This window comes from Paenarthrobacter sp. YIM B13468 (assembly GCF_042788025.1).
GTDB classification, from domain to species: domain Bacteria; phylum Actinomycetota; class Actinomycetes; order Actinomycetales; family Micrococcaceae; genus Arthrobacter; species Arthrobacter aromaticivorans.
Map to the genome: position 1 here is coordinate 67,031 of NZ_JBHZPI010000025.1, position 17,748 is coordinate 84,778.

18 protein-coding genes are annotated in these 17,748 nt (G+C 63.1%); 10 read left to right on the forward strand and 8 right to left on the reverse strand.

The features are described 5' to 3' along the window. Window positions 1–2: 2 nt before the first annotated feature. The 5 genes from ACFX4T_RS20945 to ACFX4T_RS20965 all read right to left on the reverse strand — a co-directional run bounded on the left by ACFX4T_RS20945 (window position 3) and on the right by ACFX4T_RS20965 (window position 4,105). Complete coding sequence (locus ACFX4T_RS20945) at window positions 3–914, reverse strand: hypothetical protein (protein ID WP_223946085.1); 912 nt, start codon at window positions 912–914, stop codon at window positions 3–5. Beyond that, a complete protein-coding gene (locus ACFX4T_RS20950) occupies window positions 911–1,903 on the reverse strand; it encodes a hypothetical protein (protein ID WP_223946086.1) in 993 nt (330 codons plus the stop codon). The genes ACFX4T_RS20945 and ACFX4T_RS20950 overlap by 4 nt, the downstream gene beginning before the upstream one ends. A 92-nt stretch (window positions 1,904–1,995) precedes the next feature. Then, window positions 1,996–2,217 carry a hypothetical protein gene (locus tag ACFX4T_RS20955; protein ID WP_216925815.1) on the reverse strand — a complete coding sequence of 74 codons (222 nt, stop codon included), beginning with the start codon at window positions 2,215–2,217 and terminating at the stop codon, window positions 1,996–1,998. Next, a complete protein-coding gene (locus ACFX4T_RS20960; RefSeq protein WP_216925816.1) occupies window positions 2,214–3,419 on the reverse strand; it encodes an inorganic phosphate transporter in 1,206 nt (401 codons plus the stop codon). The genes ACFX4T_RS20955 and ACFX4T_RS20960 overlap by 4 nt, the downstream gene beginning before the upstream one ends. Before the next feature lie 179 nt (window positions 3,420–3,598). Next, window positions 3,599–4,105 carry an HAD domain-containing protein gene (locus tag ACFX4T_RS20965; protein ID WP_223946087.1) on the reverse strand — a complete coding sequence of 169 codons (507 nt, stop codon included), beginning with the start codon at window positions 4,103–4,105 and terminating at the stop codon, window positions 3,599–3,601. Between the two features lie 131 nt (window positions 4,106–4,236). Here ACFX4T_RS20965 and kynA point away from each other — a divergent pair, with 131 nt between their 5' ends. Genes kynA through ACFX4T_RS20980 form a run of 3 tightly spaced genes read left to right on the forward strand, consistent with a single transcriptional unit; the run spans window position 4,237 to window position 7,239 of the window. Further along, complete coding sequence (kynA, locus tag ACFX4T_RS20970) at window positions 4,237–5,106, forward strand: tryptophan 2,3-dioxygenase (protein WP_223946089.1); 870 nt, start codon at window positions 4,237–4,239, stop codon at window positions 5,104–5,106. Window positions 5,107–5,140: 34 nt separating this feature from the next. Next, window positions 5,141–6,379 carry a kynureninase gene (locus ACFX4T_RS20975; protein ID WP_223946091.1) on the forward strand — a complete coding sequence of 413 codons (1,239 nt, stop codon included), beginning with the start codon at window positions 5,141–5,143 and terminating at the stop codon, window positions 6,377–6,379. A gap of 17 nt (window positions 6,380–6,396) precedes the next feature. Beyond that, complete coding sequence (locus ACFX4T_RS20980) at window positions 6,397–7,239, forward strand: PaaX family transcriptional regulator C-terminal domain-containing protein (protein ID WP_223946094.1); 843 nt, start codon at window positions 6,397–6,399, stop codon at window positions 7,237–7,239. Between the two features lie 104 nt (window positions 7,240–7,343). On the opposite strand, the gene ACFX4T_RS20985 is transcribed toward ACFX4T_RS20980, so the two are convergent. Further along, on the reverse strand, window positions 7,344–8,075 hold the full coding sequence (locus tag ACFX4T_RS20985) for a GntR family transcriptional regulator (protein ID WP_377653897.1): 732 nt from the start codon (window positions 8,073–8,075) through the stop codon (window positions 7,344–7,346). Window positions 8,076–8,187: 112 nt separating this feature from the next. Between ACFX4T_RS20985 and ACFX4T_RS20990 the strand changes: the two genes are divergently transcribed. From ACFX4T_RS20990 to ACFX4T_RS21020, 7 genes are all read left to right on the forward strand, one after another. Continuing rightward, complete coding sequence (locus ACFX4T_RS20990; RefSeq protein WP_377653858.1) at window positions 8,188–9,621, forward strand: sugar porter family MFS transporter; 1,434 nt, start codon at window positions 8,188–8,190, stop codon at window positions 9,619–9,621. Then, complete coding sequence (locus ACFX4T_RS20995; RefSeq protein WP_377653860.1) at window positions 9,618–10,547, forward strand: N-acetylglucosamine kinase; 930 nt, start codon at window positions 9,618–9,620, stop codon at window positions 10,545–10,547. Before ACFX4T_RS20990 ends, ACFX4T_RS20995 begins: the two co-directional genes overlap by 4 nt. Before the next feature lie 40 nt (window positions 10,548–10,587). Then, window positions 10,588–11,658, forward strand: a complete 1,071-nt coding sequence (locus tag ACFX4T_RS21000; protein WP_377653862.1) for an SIS domain-containing protein — start codon at window positions 10,588–10,590, stop codon at window positions 11,656–11,658. Between the two features lie 117 nt (window positions 11,659–11,775). After that, window positions 11,776–12,933: an outer membrane lipoprotein carrier protein LolA gene (locus ACFX4T_RS21005; protein ID WP_377653864.1), complete on the forward strand. Its 1,158-nt coding sequence runs from the start codon at window positions 11,776–11,778 to the stop codon at window positions 12,931–12,933. Between the two features lie 24 nt (window positions 12,934–12,957). Continuing rightward, window positions 12,958–13,932: an ABC transporter ATP-binding protein gene (locus tag ACFX4T_RS21010; protein WP_377653866.1), complete on the forward strand. Its 975-nt coding sequence runs from the start codon at window positions 12,958–12,960 to the stop codon at window positions 13,930–13,932. Next, a complete protein-coding gene (locus ACFX4T_RS21015; protein ID WP_377653868.1) occupies window positions 13,916–14,824 on the forward strand; it encodes an ABC transporter permease in 909 nt (302 codons plus the stop codon). The genes ACFX4T_RS21010 and ACFX4T_RS21015 overlap by 17 nt, the downstream gene beginning before the upstream one ends. A 20-nt stretch (window positions 14,825–14,844) precedes the next feature. After that, entirely contained in the window at window positions 14,845–15,465 is a 621-nt protein-coding gene (locus tag ACFX4T_RS21020) for an L-threonylcarbamoyladenylate synthase (protein WP_216925826.1), read from the forward strand. 29 nt (window positions 15,466–15,494) lie between these two features. Here ACFX4T_RS21020 and ACFX4T_RS21025 read toward each other — a convergent pair whose 3' ends face one another. Further along, entirely contained in the window at window positions 15,495–16,592 is a 1,098-nt protein-coding gene (locus tag ACFX4T_RS21025; RefSeq protein ID WP_377653870.1) for a serine hydrolase domain-containing protein, read from the reverse strand. Window positions 16,593–16,633: 41 nt separating this feature from the next. Beyond that, on the reverse strand, window positions 16,634–17,659 hold the full coding sequence (gene ligD, locus ACFX4T_RS21030; RefSeq protein ID WP_377653872.1) for a non-homologous end-joining DNA ligase: 1,026 nt from the start codon (window positions 17,657–17,659) through the stop codon (window positions 16,634–16,636). Between the last annotated feature and the right edge of the window lie 89 nt (window positions 17,660–17,748).

The following is a 17,748-nucleotide window of genomic DNA, read 5'->3' on the forward strand; positions in this document are numbered from 1 at the left end:
AGTCAGTTGGCGCTGGCGTTCCCATACTCCACACGCACACTGCCATCATCGCGGAGAACCACCACCCGGCCCTGGGCGAGCGTCCATCCATCGTTGAGCAGGAAGATCCTTCCTCCGCTGACCACCAGCAGTCGCAGGCCCGTGTACCGGTACAACGGCTCAGCATCAGTACCAGCCGAGTCCTCATGGACGTTCGGCGCTGTCACGGCCAACCGCTCCTTGCTGTACACCACGGCTGTTGGCAGCAGGCTGGATCTTTCCTGGTAATCGATAGCTGCTCCCCGCCCAAGTGCTTGCGCGTAATCGGAGGTTCCCCAGAAAAGCAGCAGGGTGACCAGGACGAACACGAGGGATCTTTCGAGCGAGCGCGGAGTAGTGGCGCGGAGTACCCGTTGGGCCGGATCAGCGGCCCGGCGATGCACGCTCAGTCCCCATGCCCCCACCAGCAAACCGGCAGCTATGAGGAAGGGTGCATAGAGCAGGATCCGTTCCGGCTGTGTCACGATCGCCACCCACATCACAGCCGCGTAGGCGAAGCCAAGAATCAGCACTACCAGGGCGGCCCTTCGCAGGAGCGTCCGGTAGCGTGCGGCGCCCAGAAGCCGGGAAACGAGCCGGTCCACCATGAGCCACAGCAACCCGATCACCACCAGCCAGGCCAACGGCTGAAATAGGGACTGGATACTCCGCAGGATGAAGTCCTGCACGGTATAACCAAACAGGCTGACGTCCAGGCCCATTGCCTTCGACTGGGCATCCGTCCGCGCCCAGCCGAAGTAGACCAACAAGGCCGTGGCCACGGTCAGCGGCGGACCAATGACGGAGAGGACGTCCAGGGTACGCTGCCAGCGGTTGTTGACCAGGCTCCGCTCATCGGCTTCTTCCGATGCAGCGGGTTCCTGGGCGACGCTCATGGAGTTGCCGTGGGGGTCGCGCCGACAGAAGGAATGGCCGGCGGGGTGCTCTGCGTGGGTTCAGCGCCTGGCCCGGTTCCAGGGGTTTTGGGCGTTCCACCCGGGCTGGCGGGCGTGGAATCTTCATAGAAGAACGTCACTGTTCCGCTGACGTCTACGGTGTCCGTAATGGAAATGCGGACGGAATCGCGGCCGTCGGACGGCGGCATCCGCAGGTACAGCGTTTCGTAATCCCCTCCGCCGGCAACGATTTCGGGAGCTGCAGGGACGCCGTCGAACAGGACGTCCCCAACCCTGACGTAATAGCCATCCAACCTGACGACAGTTCCGCCTGACCGGGGGCCGGAGGCGCGCGCTGTGCCTGCCACCGGCCTCAGGTCGTTGTCCACTACCGTGAGGCCGCTCAAGTGCCGCGGGCAAGCTTCACCCGGGGCGGTCTCGGTCTTTAGCGTAACCCCCGGGTTGCTGCGGTGTTGGGCGATCGCAGACGCTGACGTTGCGGCGACCGTGAACTCAAGACACTGGGTCTGCGGTATGCGCGGTGTTGCCGCAACGGCGTTTGAAGCCCGCTGCCAGTCCTGCTGCGCACCACTTTGCAGTGCCTTGCAGACAGCGGCGGCCGCTTGCCACACGGCAGCATCTTCCGCGCCTTCCAGGCTCTGGGCCAGCGCATCGCATTGGAATTGCTGCAGCAGGAGATAGCGCTGGCCCGAGGTGGGATCGTTGGGGCCTATCGGCCCAATGGGTACCCAGCGGACCACCGGCGCTTCTGCTTGCGGTGCACCCGGTCCGGCCGGACCTGCGGGCTGCCCGGCGGTGGGATCGACGCCGGTGGGAGCCGCTGGTGATGTTGCGGTGGTGACGGGCGGAGCCGGATTGGGAGAAGGACTGCCTGGTGGAGCGGTATTGGGAACGCAGGCAGAAAGTGCCAGCATCAGGACCGGAATCAGCGCCAGTCCGATGAGATGGCTTCGGGAATGGCACTTCATGACAGCCCCACATCTGCCGGATCACGACCACGCAGTGATGTAACTTCACTGCTGATTATTCTCCCGAACGGACTTTGCTGCCAGAGAGGCGGTTACTTTCCGAAGTAGGGCACGATCAAGTAGATGCCGAACAGTACGGCGAGTCCGCAGATGCCAAAGCACACGGCCGCCAGCGAGCGAACAAGTCCGGGCGACTTCTGCTGGGCGTCACCTGCGATTGCGGTGAGGCGTACTCCCAGGGAGTACAGGACTACCAGGGTCACAGCAGCAACGAGCGTGACGCCGGCAACCTGAAGCAATTCCAGCCACTTCATCGCTGCACATCCTTGTTGTTGACGGACTTTCGGGATTTCTTTTTCTTGCTGAACTTGACGGCGTGGCCGGCCTCTTCGACTTCCACTGCGTTGTGGTGGCCAACATGCGATTTACGCGAGGCAACAAACATGAACACGACGGCGGCGCTACCGACGACCGCGGCAATGACCACACCCACGACGCCGATGTTCACCAGGAGCGCGGTAAGCCCGCCCACGATGGCCGACGCCGGCAGGGTAAACAGCCAACCCAAAGCGATCTTGCCGGCAGTGCCCCAGCGCACGGAGGTGCCCTTTCGGCCCAGGCCGGAGCCAATGACCGAACCGGAGGCGACCTGCGTGGTGGAGAGCGCGAAACCCAGATGGGAAGAAGCCAGGATGGCTGAGGCCGTGCTGGTCTCGGCCGAGAAGCCTTGCGCCGGCTTTACTTCGGTCAGGCCTGAACCCATGGTGCGGATGATGCGCCACCCGCCAGCATAAGTGCCGATGGCGATGGCCAACGCACAAGCAGCCACGACCCAGAACTGTGGACCCGAGCCCGGTGCCTGTGTGCCCGCGGCGATGAGGACCAGGGTGATGATGCCCATGGTCTTCTGGGCATCATTGGTGCCGTGCGCGAGGGCCACGAGGCTGGAGGTGAAGATCTGGCCGGTCCGGAAACCACCGCGCTTCTGCGTGAGCTTGTCACCGGTTTCGGGGTCATGCCGGGAGGTCAGCGCGTAGGCCAGACGAGTGCAAAGGTACGCCACGGCCCCGGCGATGAGTGGTGCAAAGACAGCTGGCAGGATCACCTTCTGCAGCACTGTTTCAAAGTTGATGGAGTGCAGTCCGATACCTACCACGGCGGCGCCGATGAGGCCGCCGAACAATGCGTGCGAGGAACTGGAGGGCAGGCCTTTAAGCCACGTGATCATATTCCAGAGGATTGCACCCATCAGGCCGGCGAAGATGATATCCGGCGTGATGTGGATACCGTCCGAGCCTTCGCGGATGAGTCCCCCGGAAATGGTCTTTGCCACTTCAGTTGAAAGGAACGCCCCAACAAGGTTGAGCACGGCTGCCAGGGCAACCGCCGTCTTGGGCTTGATCGCCCCCGTAGCGATAGGCGTGGCCATCGCATTGGCTGTGTCGTGAAAGCCGTTGGTGAAGTCAAAGAATAGGGCCAACGCTATGACAAGCGCGACCATGAAGGTGATTTCCACCTGTTGCCCAATCTGCAGAGTCGACGTTCAGCAGTTCCACTTCCCCATACCTGCCATGCACAGCATAGTTCAGCCATTGTTCAACTGACTGGACTTGCCGCACTCTATCCGGCGGGCTTGAAACCTTAAGAATCCTACGTGCCAACCACCGGGCGGACAAACATGTGCCAGCGCTTCGGTCAGCCGAGGAAGGTCCGGACCGCGGCAAGATCGCGGCGGGAGAGCCCCCTGCGCGGATCCGGTGAGATGCAAAGCACACGGTCCTGGTGGTATTCAGCCCAGGAACGGGCGTCTGACTCCTGGCCAAGTTGGTCGTCCAGCCAGACGAAGCGCTCGGCTCCCATCTCGGCCAAGTCCTTCTGGAGCGCCCCGAGTTTCCACCATTCTGCGCTTTGGTCCCACCCCTGGCTGGACAGGACAGGCCAATCCTCGCCCTTCAGTCCAATGGCAGGACAGAGAAACTCCGGGGCAAGGCGCTCCCAGGTGGTGAGCCATACAAAGCGGGCGAAGGGATGCTCTGCCAGCTCGTTGAGTTCGGCCACTGCCTCGGGCGCGAACGCGACGTCAAGGATGCCGGCGTCGGCGATCTTCCATTCACCACCCCAATCAGTGACGCCTTGGGGACCGAACGGGTTCACCACGCCGTCGACGTCCAAATATATGGACACCGGCATATTGGAGGCCATGGCCGCCTTCCCTTCCCCCAGGTTCCCGTGTATCAAGCCCAGCGTACGGTACGGCGGAGAACTTCAGGGGAAGAAAATACTGACAGAATCATTCTCTTGACGTTCGTCATAGAAGTGATAATCTCGAAAGTATGGAAAAGCCCCCAGTCCATTCCCCCCAAAGTGTCCGCCACATAGAAGACTCAGTGCGCACCGATTTCCGGCATGCAATGTCCTATGGCGGTTATCTGGACCTGGACCACCTACTGAACTCGCAGCATCCGCTCAGCCAGCCCGAGCACCACGACGAACTGCTCTTCATCATCCAGCACCAAACCAGTGAGCTATGGCTCAAACTGGTGCTGCATGAGCTCCTGGAAGCCCGCAGGCTTTTCGACCAGGACAACCTTGGCAAGGCGCTCAAATGCATCGCCCGCGTCAAGGCCATCCAGCGCACCATGACCGAACAGTGGTCCGTCCTGGGTACCCTCACGCCCCGCGAGTATGCGCAGTTCCGCGGATTCCTGGGTAGTTCCTCAGGTTTCCAGTCGTATCAATACCGCGGGGTTGAATTCCTGCTGGGCAACAAGAACAGGGGCATGCTGCGGGTCTTCGAAAGCGACCCCGAGGCATATGCGCTGCTCAGCCGGCTCCTGGAGGAACCCACGTTGTACGACGCCTTCCTGGCGGTGCTTTCCCGCGCCGGCTACGAGATCCCGGCAGACATCCTTGAGCGGGACACCAGCGAGCCGTGGACATTCCGTAAGGATCTGGTCCCCGTCTTCCAGAAGATCTACGAATCGGACGATACCCAGTGGGGACTGTACGAGGCGTGCGAAGACCTGGTGGACGTCGAAGACAACTTCCAGGCCTGGCGGTTCCGCCACCTGCGCACGGTCCAGCGAACCATCGGGTTCAAGGTGGGCACCGGAGGCTCCTCGGGTGTTGACTTCCTCAAACGAGCCCTTGATCTCACCTTCTTCCCCGAGCTTTACGCCGTCCGCACTGAGATCGGCAACTAACAAACTTCCGGCCACCACTCCCAAGGAGGGAACCATGACTACCGCTCAGCAAACCCAACGGCCAACGTCGGCCGAACTGGACGCCGCAGATCCGCTCGCCGCCCAGCGTGAGGCCTTCTACACGCCCGACGCCGGCCAGCTCACCTCTTATCTGGACGGCAACTCTCTCGGGCGCCCCTTGAAGGCAACTGCTGCCAACCTGCAGTCGTTTGTCCAGGACTCCTGGGGCAGCCGGCTGATCCGCGGCTGGGACGAACAATGGATGGATGAGCCTACGCGCGTGGGCGACCGCATCGGCGAAGTGACGCTTGGGGCTGCTCCCGGGCAGGTCACAGTGGGCGACTCCACCTCGGTCATGCTGTACAAGCTGATCCGGGCAGCGGTAGATGCCCAGCCGGGGCGTGACGAGATCATCATTGATCGCGACAACTTCCCTACGGACCGCTTCATCATCGAAGGGATCGCCAAGGAACGCGGGGCAAGCATCAAATGGATCGCAGCCAACCCCTCCAGTGGCGTCCGTACCGCTGACCTCGACGGGCTCCTTGGCGAGCGGACCGCCGTCGTGGTCCTCAGCCATGTGGCTTATCGCTCCGGGTTCCTGGCAGACGCGAAGGCAATCACCGGCAAGGTACATGCTGCAGGTGCCCTCATGCTCTGGGACCTGTGCCATTCCGTAGGTTCCGTGCCGCTGGACCTTGATGTCTGGGACGTTGACCTGGCCGTCGGCTGCACCTACAAGTACCTCAATGGTGGTCCGGGCTCCCCCGCGTTCGCATACGTCAACGCCTCACGGCAAGACATGCTCCAGCAGCCAATTTGGGGCTGGATGGGCGCGGACAATCCGTTCGGCATGACGGATTCATACCGTCCCGCAGCGGGAATCCGCCGGTTCATTACGGGTACTCCGCCGGTTCTAGCCATGCAGCCGATCAAGGACATGGTGGAGCTGATCGCCTCTGTGGGCATGGATTCGGTCCGGGAGAAGTCGGTCAAACTCACGGAGTACGCGATTGCCCTTGCAGATGAGCTCTTGGTACCACTTGGAGTCCACATCGTGAGCCCCCGCAATGCCGCCGAGCGTGGCTCCCACATCACAGTGGACCATCCGCTCTTTGCCGACGTCACCGCCAGGCTCTGGGAGAAGGGCGTCATCCCGGACTTCCGTCCCCCGCATGGCCTGCGCATCGGCCTGTCTCCCTTGAGCACGAGCTATGCCGAGGTTGAGCTGGGAGTGACCGCCATCCGCGACGCCCTCGCCGAACTCCTGTGAGTGCCGTTCTTGACGACATGGACTCCCGTCCAGGGAGTACCACGTCGTTGCTGCGAACAGTCATCGGCCTGTACTTGCGCGAAGCCGGTGGATGGATGTCGGCCAGGGACATTGTGGTCCTCATGGAGGCCCTGGGCACGTCCGGCACAGTGACCCGGACAGCCCTGGGCCGCCTGAGGAAGAAGGACGTTGTCCTACAGGAGACTCGCGACGGGCTCCCCGGGTTCACCCTGACGGAGGGAGCCGCCACCATGCTGGCCCGCGGCGACCGCAGGATTTACAACCCCATCAGCATGTCACCGTCCGATCCATGGTGCCTGGTCTCCTTTTCGATTCCGGAGACGGAGCGGGAGAAGCGCCACCAGTTGCGGCGCAGGCTCCACTGGATTGGTTGCGGGACTGTGGCCGCCGGCCTGTGGATCTGCCCGGATACCCTTCGAGGCGAGGTGGAGGAAATCCTCAACGACCTCGAACTCCGAGGGATGGCCACCCTGTTCGTCACGCAAACCCCACTGGTGGGCGGCACCCTGCGGGACGCTGCGTCCGTGTGGTGGGATTTGGACTCGGTGGCAGAGCTGCACAAGGATTTCATCCGCCAGCACGGCGCCGCAGTGCTCGGGGAGGACAGCGCGGGCGTTGAGCCGACAGCCCAGGCGTTCGCCACTTTTGTCCAGTGCATCGATCGTTGGCGGATCATCCCCTACTTGGACCCGGGGTTGCCTGCGACGTTCCTGCCCAAAGACTGGCCCGGGGCTGAAGGGACCGCGTTGTTCAAGCGGATTATGGACGCGTACGCCCAGCCCAGTTCGGAGTTCGTGCGACGCACGCTCGGGAGCGACGTGGCGGTCGCGGCTCCCTGAGCCGTTCGCCAACAGTTGCGGTTCGTCGGCAGTTGCGGTTCGCCGGCAGCCGCTGTTTAGGTAGTGCTGCTCTTAGGTGGTGCCGTTTTGAGGTAGTGCCGTTTTTAGGTAGTGCTCTTGACCCTCGAAACGAACCGGAAGCGATCGCCGCGAAACGTGCTGCGCGTCCATTCGACAGGGACGCCTGCAGCATCCCTTGCCAGGCGGTGGACTACCAGCAACGGCGCCCCCATCTCGATTCCGAGCAGCCGGACGTCCTCCGGCCCTGCCAGTGCTGTCTCTACGGTGTCCTCGACGTCGGAGATATGGATGCCGTACACGTCCGACAGGGCGGCGTAGAGCGAACCGGCCTTCTCCAGGTTTGCCTTGAAGCGCGGGAGCTTGCCCGGGAGGTAGGCGATCTCATGGGCCAGGGGTTCGCCGTCGATCAACCGGATTCGCTCAAGCCGGGTGACAACAGCGCCGTCGTCGAGCCCCAGGTGCGCCGCGACGTCGATGTCCGCTTTCGCCATGGCCAGGGACAGGAGCTGCGAGTCAGGCCGCAGGCCTTGGTTCCTCGCGTCGTCGGAAAAGGACGTGAGCTGCCGGACGTGGGTGATCTTTGGCGGTGCGACAAAGGTGCCATGCCCTTGGATGCGGCCCAGTTTCCCTTCTGCAACGAGCTCGCTGATGGCTTGCCGCACTGTGGTGCGCGACGTCTTGTACTTCTCTGCGAGCGCCCGCTCGGTGGGTATGAGCGTGCCCGGCTGCTCGCCGGCGATCGCGGCAAGCAGCTCGGTCTTGAGGACGTAGTACTTGGGCATTGCCGCCGGGACATCTGTGGACATATTGGACATCCTACTTGTAGACAACGTTATTGGTCTATGCCAATCTTGTGCAGGTTGGTCTAAACCAATTTCGATGAAACTCCGCAAAACCCCTACATTTCCACAGATCCAAGGGACAAAGATGTCGATCCTGCAAGACCTACGGCAAACACCCAAGCTCGGGCTCCTGGTGGGCGGTGCCGCCGCCACCATCGGTGTGATTTACGGCTACGACATGTCCAACATTGCCGGCGCCCTGCTGTTCATCACCAAGCAGTTCAGCCTCAGCACATCCCAGCAGGAACTGGTAACCACGGCAGTGGTTGCCGGTGAAGTACTTGGCGCGCTGGTGGGAGGCTGGCTATCCAACCGCGTGGGCCGGAAAGCCTGCATGGTGGGCCTTGCGATCGGCTACGCCCTGTTCGCTGTGCTCAGCGCCATGTCCAGCGATGTGCCCACACTGCTTATCGCCCGCCTCCTGCTGGGGCTCACCATCGGCGTTTCCGTTGTGGTTGTTCCGGTATTCGTTGCCGAGTCAGCGCCGGCGAATGTCCGCGGCGCCCTGTTGGTGGCGTATCAAGTGGCGACCGTCTTCGGCATCATCGTCGGCTACCTGGCTGCGTATGCCCTCGCGGGCACGGGCTCGTGGCGCTGGATGCTGGGCCTTGCTGCGATCCCGGCAATCATTGTCCTCGCCATCGTGATCAAGCTCCCGGACACTGCCCGGTGGTACATGATGCGGGGCAGGACTGACGACGCCAGGCGCACCCTGTTCGCCATTGAGCCCCACACAGACGTAGATGCAGAGTTGGCCGAGATGCAGCGGGCCATCAGCGAAGAACGGGGCGGCGGCCTCCGCGAGATGCTGCGCGTTCCTTACCTCCGGGCCACAGTGTTTGTGGTTGGCTTGGGATTCTTCATCCAAATCACCGGCATCAACGCTGTGGTCTACTACAGCCCCAGGATCTTCGAAGCCATGGGCTTCAGCGGCAACGCAGCCCTCCTGTTGCTTCCCGCGGCGGTGCAAGTGGCCTCCCTCATCGCTGTCTTCGTGTCCTTGTCCCTGGTGGATCGGCTGGGACGCCGCCCCGTGCTGTTGACCGGCATCGGCATGATGGTGGCAGCCAACGTCCTGCTGGTAGGAGTGTTCATGGCCGGCCAGGACTTTGGTGGCCTGCTCACCGTTCTTGGCTTCCTTGGGGTCCTTCTTTTCACGGTGGGCTTCACATTCGGCTTCGGCGCACTGGTGTGGGTATACGCCGGCGAGAGCTTCCCTTCCCGTCTCCGCTCGCTCGGAGCCAGCGCCATGCTGACCTCCGATCTGGTGGCCAACGTCCTTGTGGCAGCGTTCTTCCTGACCATGCTTCAGCGTTTGGGTGGGGCAGGCACCTTCGCAGTGTTCGGTGTTCTGGCTATCCTCGGCTTTATGTTTGTCCGCAAGTTCGCTCCCGAGACGAAGGGCCGCCCCTTGGAGGAAATACAGCAGTACTGGGAAAACGGTGGGAAGTGGCCGGAGCCCGACGCGGTCGGACACATCCCCGCACAGGAAAACACCGAACCGGCGGTTGTCCGGTGACGCCCGCGGTGTTGGGACTTCATATTGGAGGTTCCAAGACTCATGCTGTCCGTTCGGACCGGAGCCCTGATTCGGACCCGGACCCTGGCCAGGGCGCGGACGCAAGCAATAAGGCACCTCTTGAGATCACCGAGGCGAGCGCGAACCTGTCCTCGGTGGGTCATCAGGGTGCAGATGCCGTGCTGCGGCGGATCGCGGCTGCTGTCGGCGACGGTGTTGAGGCGGTTTGCGCCGGTGCCGCGGGGGCGGATACTCCTGCCAGCAGGGCAGTCCTCAGTGCTTTGCTTACCGGGTATTTTCCCGGCGCCAGGATCGAGGTGGTCCATGACACCCGCATCGTCCTCGCCGCAGCAGACCTCGACGCCGGAGCGGTCCTGGTCGCAGGTACCGGCTCGGTAGCTTGGGGCCGGAACCGGGAGGGACGGGAAGCGCGCAGCGGAGGCTACGGCTACTTGCTCGGGGATGAAGGCGGAGGGTACTCCGTGGTCCGTGACGCCGTTCGTGAGGCCCTGCGGGAGTACTACGCGGGGTTGGAACCCGGCACGATGGTCAGCGCCCTTTTGGCGGCGACTGCGAGCGCGGACGCGCTGCAGCTCATGGATCTCTTCTATGCCAAGCCGGAGCCGGACCATTGGGCGGGCCTTGCCCCGTTGGTCCTGGATCTTGCGGTTGAAGGTGATCCCGCTGCGTTGCGGATTCAGGCCGAAGCCGCTCATTCCTTGGCCACGTTGGCCAGGCAAGTACTGGGCGAGCTCGGGTTGGACCTGCCGCTGGTGATGGCTGGTGGCCTCCTGGTCAATCAACAGCAGTTGGCGGGCGCGGTTGGCCGCAAGGTTGCCGTGGAGGATCCGTCGCTGATCAGGATCCTGGGCGATGCTCCAGTGCACGGAGCCGTAAAGCTCGCACGGCAGTTGATACAGCCCTGACTCCCAGGGATTTTGACCCTTCTAACAACAGACAGGAACCATGACCATCACTCTTACCTCTCTGAACGTCCCGGACCAGGCTCCGGGCATCAAGATGGCCAACGAGATCGGCGAGCAGCCCCGGGTGCTTGCCGGACTCCTGGACTCGGACCGCCGCCAGTTCGTGGCGTTGGCGGACATCATCAAGAAGGCATCCCCACGCTTTGTCTTGCTCGCTGCCCGGGGCACAAGCGACCATGCGGCGTTATACGCGAAGTACCTCATTGAAATCAGCTTGGGCCTGCCTGTTGGCCTCGCGTCGCCGTCGACCCTTACTGCCTACGGCGCCAACCCCCAGCTGGAGGGCGTGCTGTGGTTGGCGGTTAGCCAGTCCGGCGGCTCGCCGGACCTGGTGGAGTCCACGGCAGCAGCGCGTCGTCTGGGCGCCCTGACTGTTGCAGTGACCAACTCGCTGGAATCTCCGCTTGCCGGCGCCGCGGAGCATCACCTGGATATCCGGGCGGGCAGCGAAACTGCCGTTGCTGCTACCAAGAGCTACACGGCGCAGCTTCTGGCCCTGTGGTTGTTGGTTGATGCGTGGCGTGGTGGGACGTCCAACGGCGCCGCGGGCCTTCCGGAGTGGGCCGCTTCCGTTCTTGCCGACGACACCGTACTGGAGGTCGCTGGTGGTTACCGCTTCGCCGACCGCATCATCACTACGGGTCGTGGCTATTCCTACCCCACGGCGAGGGAGGGTGCCTTGAAGCTCATGGAAACCTCCTACCTTCCTGCCCAGGCTTTCTCTGGCGCGGACCTCCTGCACGGGCCGTTCGCGATGATCGACTCCCAGCACCCGGTGATTGCCGTTGTTCCGGAGGGAATCGGAGGCACGGCCATGCGCCCTGTCCTGGAGAGGCTCGAAGACCGCGGTGCGCACGTGTGCGTGGTGGGCGATCCCTCTGCCGCCCTTCCAGGCAGCTTGGTTCTTCCTTTGCCTGCCGGGGTGCCGGAGGAGCTTTCTCCTATCCTGCAGATCCTGCCCCTCCAGCGACTGGCCCTGCAGTTGTCGGTGGAGCGCGGCAACGATCCCGATGCGCCGCGAGGCCTGCTGAAGGTCACTGAAACCTGGTAGGCGCCGGTGGGTGCGTGGCTGGATGTGCACGCCGCATCCAGCCACGAGGACCGATGATGCGTTCAGGTAACCGGAGTAGTCTGGACTCATGCCTCTCACGCGTGGTGGTCGGTAGCAATGGCGCGGGCCAGGCAGCGGTGGCTGCCAGCTCTCCTGATTCCCCTTGCATTGGCACTGGCGGCGCTTATTGGCTCCGTCCAGGCCGGCGCAAGTGTCTCCTTGCCGCCCAAAACGGCTGACGAGATCCTGGCGATGATAGCCCGCACCGAGGTGCGCGCTTTATCCGGCACTGTGGTGCAGACTGCGGAGTTGGGGCTGCCTGAAGTTCCCACGGCTGGCCCGGGAATCGTGCCCGGAGCTACGTCGGCATTCGAGTTGCTCACGGGCTCGCATACAGCACGGGTATACCTGGACGGGCCCTCCAAGGCCAGGCTGCAGATACTGGACCGGATGGCCGAACGTGACTTTGTGGTCAATGGCAGCGACGCCTGGTTCTACAACTCCGCGGACAACAACGCGACACACTTGAGCGTCCCTGTGCCCTCAAACACTGGGCAGAAGGACTCCCTTCGAAGTGAAACAACCCATGCGGGCATGCCCACTCCTGAGGCAATGGCCAGTCACTTCCTGTCAGCCATTGACTCCAGCACTGAAGTAACGGTGGGAGAAGCTTCCACTGTGGCGGGTCGCAGCGCGTACCGGCTGAGCCTCGTGCCGCGCAGCGACGGAACTTTGGTTGATTCCGTTTCGATCGAGGTCGACTCCGAGACCGGTTGGCCACTGGGAGTGGAGGTCCGCGCGAAGGGCCAGCCGGAGCCAGCCTACTCACTTGCCTATACGGACGTGAACTTCTCCGCACCTGACGCGGCCCTGTTTAACTTCACTCCTCCGGCCGGTGCAACTGTCACAGAGAAGCCGGTCCCCATCAAGCCATTGCCGCGCGCGATGGAAGGTCCTGCCGGCCCAGCCCCGGATGACTCTGCGCCGGCACCGGATGCTGTTGTTCCAACACCTCAGGGATCGTCCACTCCCATGCTCCCCCACCCCAGCCCTTCAGTGACCGGCAAAGGGTGGGACGCCGTGGTCGGCTTGCCCGCTGGAACGGCGCCTGCCGAACTCACATCCAACCCGCAACTCGCCCAGGCCCTGCAACCCGTAAGCGGAGGACGAGCGCTGACTACGTCTCTGGTGAGCGTCCTCATTCTCGACGACGGCCGCGTGTTTGCCGGGTTGGTGCCTTTGGACCGGCTGCAGTCAGCCGCGACGGCGCAATGAACGGCGCCCAATGATCGGCAACCTGTGACGGAAACCCGTGAAGATGCTCCCGGCTCCCTGCCGATTGACCTTGCCATAGAAACCCATGGCCTCGTGAAACGCTTTGGGCACCGTTCCGCGGTGGACGGCATTGACCTTGCGGTCCCCCGTGGCGCGGTTTACGGCTTCCTGGGGCCCAATGGTTCGGGAAAGACCACCACCATCCGGGTTTTGCTGGGCCTCGCTTCCTCGAACAGTGGTGAAATCCGGGTTCTGGGCAGGGAGATGCCCCAGCAGTTGGCTTCCGTGCTACCCGAGGTGGGTGCACTGGTGGAAGGGCCGGGCTTCTATCCGTTTCTTTCCGGAGCGGCCAATCTGCTGCGGCTGGATTCAGCGGACCGCCATGCATCCTCTGCCACCCGCCACCGCCGCGTCAATGAGGCGTTGGACCGCGTTGGGCTGGGTCACGCCGCCGGAAAGAAGGTACGTGCCTACTCATTGGGCATGAAACAGCGCCTCGGGCTGGCCAACGCCATGCTCCGGCCGCGCGAACTGCTTGTGCTCGACGAACCAACCAACGGGCTGGACCCCCAAGGCACCCGGGAGGTGCGCAGCTTGGTTCGGTCCCTTGCCGCTGGCGGGACCACCGTCTTCGTTTCCAGCCACCTCCTGGCCGAGGTGGAGCAAATGTGTACCCATGTGGGGGTGATGAGTGCCGGACGGCTGGTGGCCCAAGGACCGCTGGATGAACTGCGGTCTGCCGGGCAAGCGCACGTTCTGGTACGAACGCCCGACGGCGAACGTGCTGCCCGCGTCCTGGCCCGCCTGGGTCTGGTACCCGGCGAAGCGCCTGGCCACGGGGTGATCCAAGGAAACGGACTCGACGGCATTGAGCCTGAAGAGATCGTTGCAGCGTTGGTGGCCGACGGCGTCCGGGTCAGGGGCTTCTCTGTGGAGAACGCAACCCTGGAAGAGCGGTTCGTGTCCTTGACCGGAGAGGGGTTTGACGTTGTCGGCTGAAACTGGTGACACTCGGGAGGCTGCTGGTACGTCCGGAACAACTGGCGCCCGGAAAGACAGTGCCGTCCGTCCCGGGATGGGGTGGGCGTTGCTTGGCTCGGAATTATCCGTGCTGTTTCGTCGCCTCAGGACGTGGGCCATGCTGGTGGCCCTTGCCGCCGTTCCCATCCTGATTGCCCTTGCCGTCAAACTCTCGTCCCGGCCAGCGACACCTGGCCGCGGACCACTGTTCCTGGATCGCATCACCCAGAACGGCCTCTTCGTTGCTGTGACAGCCCTTGTGGTGTGTGTCCCGTTGTTCCTCCCCCTCACCATCGGGGTGGTGGCAGGGGACACCATCGCCGGAGAAGCCAACCTCGGCACCTTGCGCTACCTGCTCCTTGCACCATCGGGGCGTATCCGCCTGCTCCTGGTCAAGTACGCCGGGGCCGTCGCTTTCTGTTGTGCCGCCACGGCCACGGTCGCAGCCGCAGGTGCCTTGGCCGGCGTCGTGTTCTTCCCCATCGGTCCTGTCACGCTACTCTCCGGTGACACGATCGGGGTTGGCGAGTCAGTACTGCGTTCGCTGCTGATCGCTGCTTACATCACGGTCTCGCTCCTGGGCTTGTCCGCGATCGGGCTGCTCATTTCCACCTTCACGGACGTACCCGTGGGAGCTATGGCTGCCACAATCGTCCTTTCGGTGGTCTCGCAGGTGCTGGACAACCTGCCACAACTGGAATGGCTGCATCCTTGGCTGTTCAGCCACCACTGGCTGGGCTTCGCGGACCTCCTGCGGCAACCGGTCGCCTGGACATCCTTCGGCGAAAACGCGCTGCTCCAAGCCGGGTACATTGCCGTCTGTGGCGCGCTGGCCTACGGGAAGTTCACCACCAAAGACATCCTGTCCTAGCTTTGACGTAGGCTCTCTCCATGGCCAGATTCTTTGACGTCCACCCTGAAGATCCCCAACCACGCGCCATCGGCCAAGTGGTTAACATGCTGCAAAGCGGTGGGCTCATCGCCTACCCCACCGACTCCTGCTACGCCCTGGGCGCCCAGATCGGCAACAGGGAAGCCCTGGATCGCATCCGGACCATCCGGCAACTGGACGACAAACACCACTTCACGCTGGTCTGCAAGGATTTTGCCCAAATGGGGCAGTTCGTGATGATCGATAACGATGTATTCCGCAGCATCAAGGCCGTCACCCCCGGCAGCTACACGTTCATCCTTCCGGCCACCCGCGAGGTTCCCAAGCGCCTGCTCCACCCGAAAAAGAAGACCGTTGGGGTGCGCATTCCGGATCACAAAGTGGTCCAGGCGCTCCTGGCGGAGCTCGGTGAACCATTGCTGTCCAGCACGCTCCTTCTGCCTGACCAGGAGGAGCCGCTGACCCAGGGCTGGGAAATCAAGGAACGGCTGGACAACGAAGTGGACGCAGTGATCGATTCCGGCGATACCGGTTCAGAGCCAACCACAGTGATCGACTTCTCCAGCGGCACGGCAGAAGTGGTGCGCCGCGGAACCGGCGATCCTTCACGGTTCGAATAGGGGCCCATCCGTCCATCCCCCCGGGCGGATCAGCGGAACTGAAAGCGGCAGCTCGCGTTCAAAGCAACCTGGGCCAGTCCTGTCAGTTCCAAGGCGATGGCCGAGGGCTGTGTGGACAGGGGCAGCGGCGGGTAGGCCAATGAGATGGTGAGCTGACGGTTTCCATCAGCACTGCTGATCGAGATGGTGCCATAGCCAGGTACGTCACCTGAATGGCCGTAATAGAAGCCGTTGGTGCACGTGTCATTCCAGTGGTCCAGGCCCAATCCGTAATCGGCGAAAACCGATCCCTTCATCTCCACGAGGCTCTGCGGTAACAGCAGCTGCCCCTTGAGCAACGCTGCGTAGAAGGTGTTGATGTCCCCCACGCTGGCGATGACGCCCTCTGAAGCCGGGCCGCCTGGCTGCGCGGAACGCGTGACGTCCACGGTTTCACCCCGCACCACCGCATAACCGTGGACCAGGGCATCCGGAAGGGGGCTCTCGTCCAACACGATGGTTGAGTGCAAATCCAAGGGATCCAGGATGTCCATGCGCAGCACCGCGCCCAGTGGAGCGCCTCGGAGCCGCTCCACCAAAAAACCAAGCACTGCATAATCCGAAAGTCCACTGGCTAAGGGAGTGCCTGCGGTGTGGCCCAGCAATTGCCGGACCGTCACCGACTCTGGCTCCGGCGGAAGGAGGACGTCGATCCCCGGCAGGTACTTGGCGATCGAATCCTCAAGTGCCACCCGGCCTTCTTCCACCAGCTTCAACACGGAAACTGCAACCATGGTCCGTGTGAGTCCGCCCACCCGGATCGGATCATCCGCCTGCACAGGAGCACCTCCCCCGAGGCTCCTGACACCTGCCGCGTGCCTCCACACTTGTTGCCCGGCCCTGGCCTCTATCAGCACCGCCGGCGCACCGTTCTGGAGCATCTCCCGGCTAAAGAGTTCCAAGGTTGCCTGCAACTCACGAAAGGCGGGTGTTGGCGGTGGTGCGGGGGAGGTGCCTGTGAATGGCGGCACGGGCACCGTGGGAGGGGCCGGCGTCGAGCTTGTCACTGGCCCCGGCGGAAGCGGATTGGGCTGCGGTTCGCCCGTGCAGCCAGCGAGGAACAGGCCGCACACAAGCGTTGCGGTCACAATGCCCCCGCGTGAACCTCGATGCACACATGCTCCTGCGTTTACTCCTCCTGCTTACGCGCCCGGCTGGGCTGTACCCGCATGGGCTCCCCCGGCATCTTGGGAAATTCCGGTGGGAACGGCATCTCGCCCTGGCCGTTCTTGACGTCGCGCTCCCACCATTGCAGAAGGACGTCGATGTCTCCGGGCTTCTCATGCATAGTGGCCCACGGGTCGCCTGTCGTCTTCAGCCGGTCCGGAACAGTGGTGATGGTGTATTTAGCCGGGTCTGCATTCTCCAGCTCTTCCCACGCCAGCGGGCAGGATACCTGTGCATTCGGCACTGCGCGCGGGCTATAGGCACCGGCGATCGTCCGGTCCCGGTTGGCCTGGTTGAAGTCCACGAAGATCCTGGTCCCGCGTTCTTCTTTCCACCATGCAGTGGTGACCTTCTCGGGCATCCGCCGCTCCAACTCCCGGCCGGCGGCGATCACCGCGTGGCGCACTTCCAGGAATTCATGCTTGGGATGGATGGGCGCATACACATGCAGTCCCCGGTTGCCCGAGGTCTTGATGAAGGCCCTCAGCCCGGCTTCGTCCAACAACGCACGCAGTTCCTGCGCAGCCGGTATGGCGTCATCAAAGTCGGTTCCCGGCTGGGGATCGAGGTCGATACGCAGCTGGTCGGGATTGTCGGGATCGTTGGCACGGGAAGCCCACGGGTGGAAAACGACCGTGTTCATTTGCGCTGCCCACACCGCGGCGGCGGGCTCGTCGATCACCAACTGCGGATGGGTCCGGGCGCTCGGATACGTCACCATGACCGAGCGGACATAGTCCGGCGCACCCTTGGGAGGGTTCTTGGAGAAGAACATCTCGCCGTCGATGCTGCCCGAGTACCGCTGGAGGCTGACGGGCCGGTTGCCGTTGGCCGCCACAAAAGCGTCCCCCACGTCCACAAGATAGTTGGCCAGGTCCAGTTTCGTCAGCCCGGCCTCAGGCCACATGACGCGGCTTGGACTTGAAATCCGAACTTCGCGGGGGCCCTCGGGACCGGGCACGGAGACTGTTGCTGATTCGCTCGCCATGGCCACAAGCTACCCCGTCAAGGGCGTTCACGTCAGCATCCTGGGTTCCTTTTTTCGGACGGCGTGACGTTGCGCCTGACAGCTCCAGG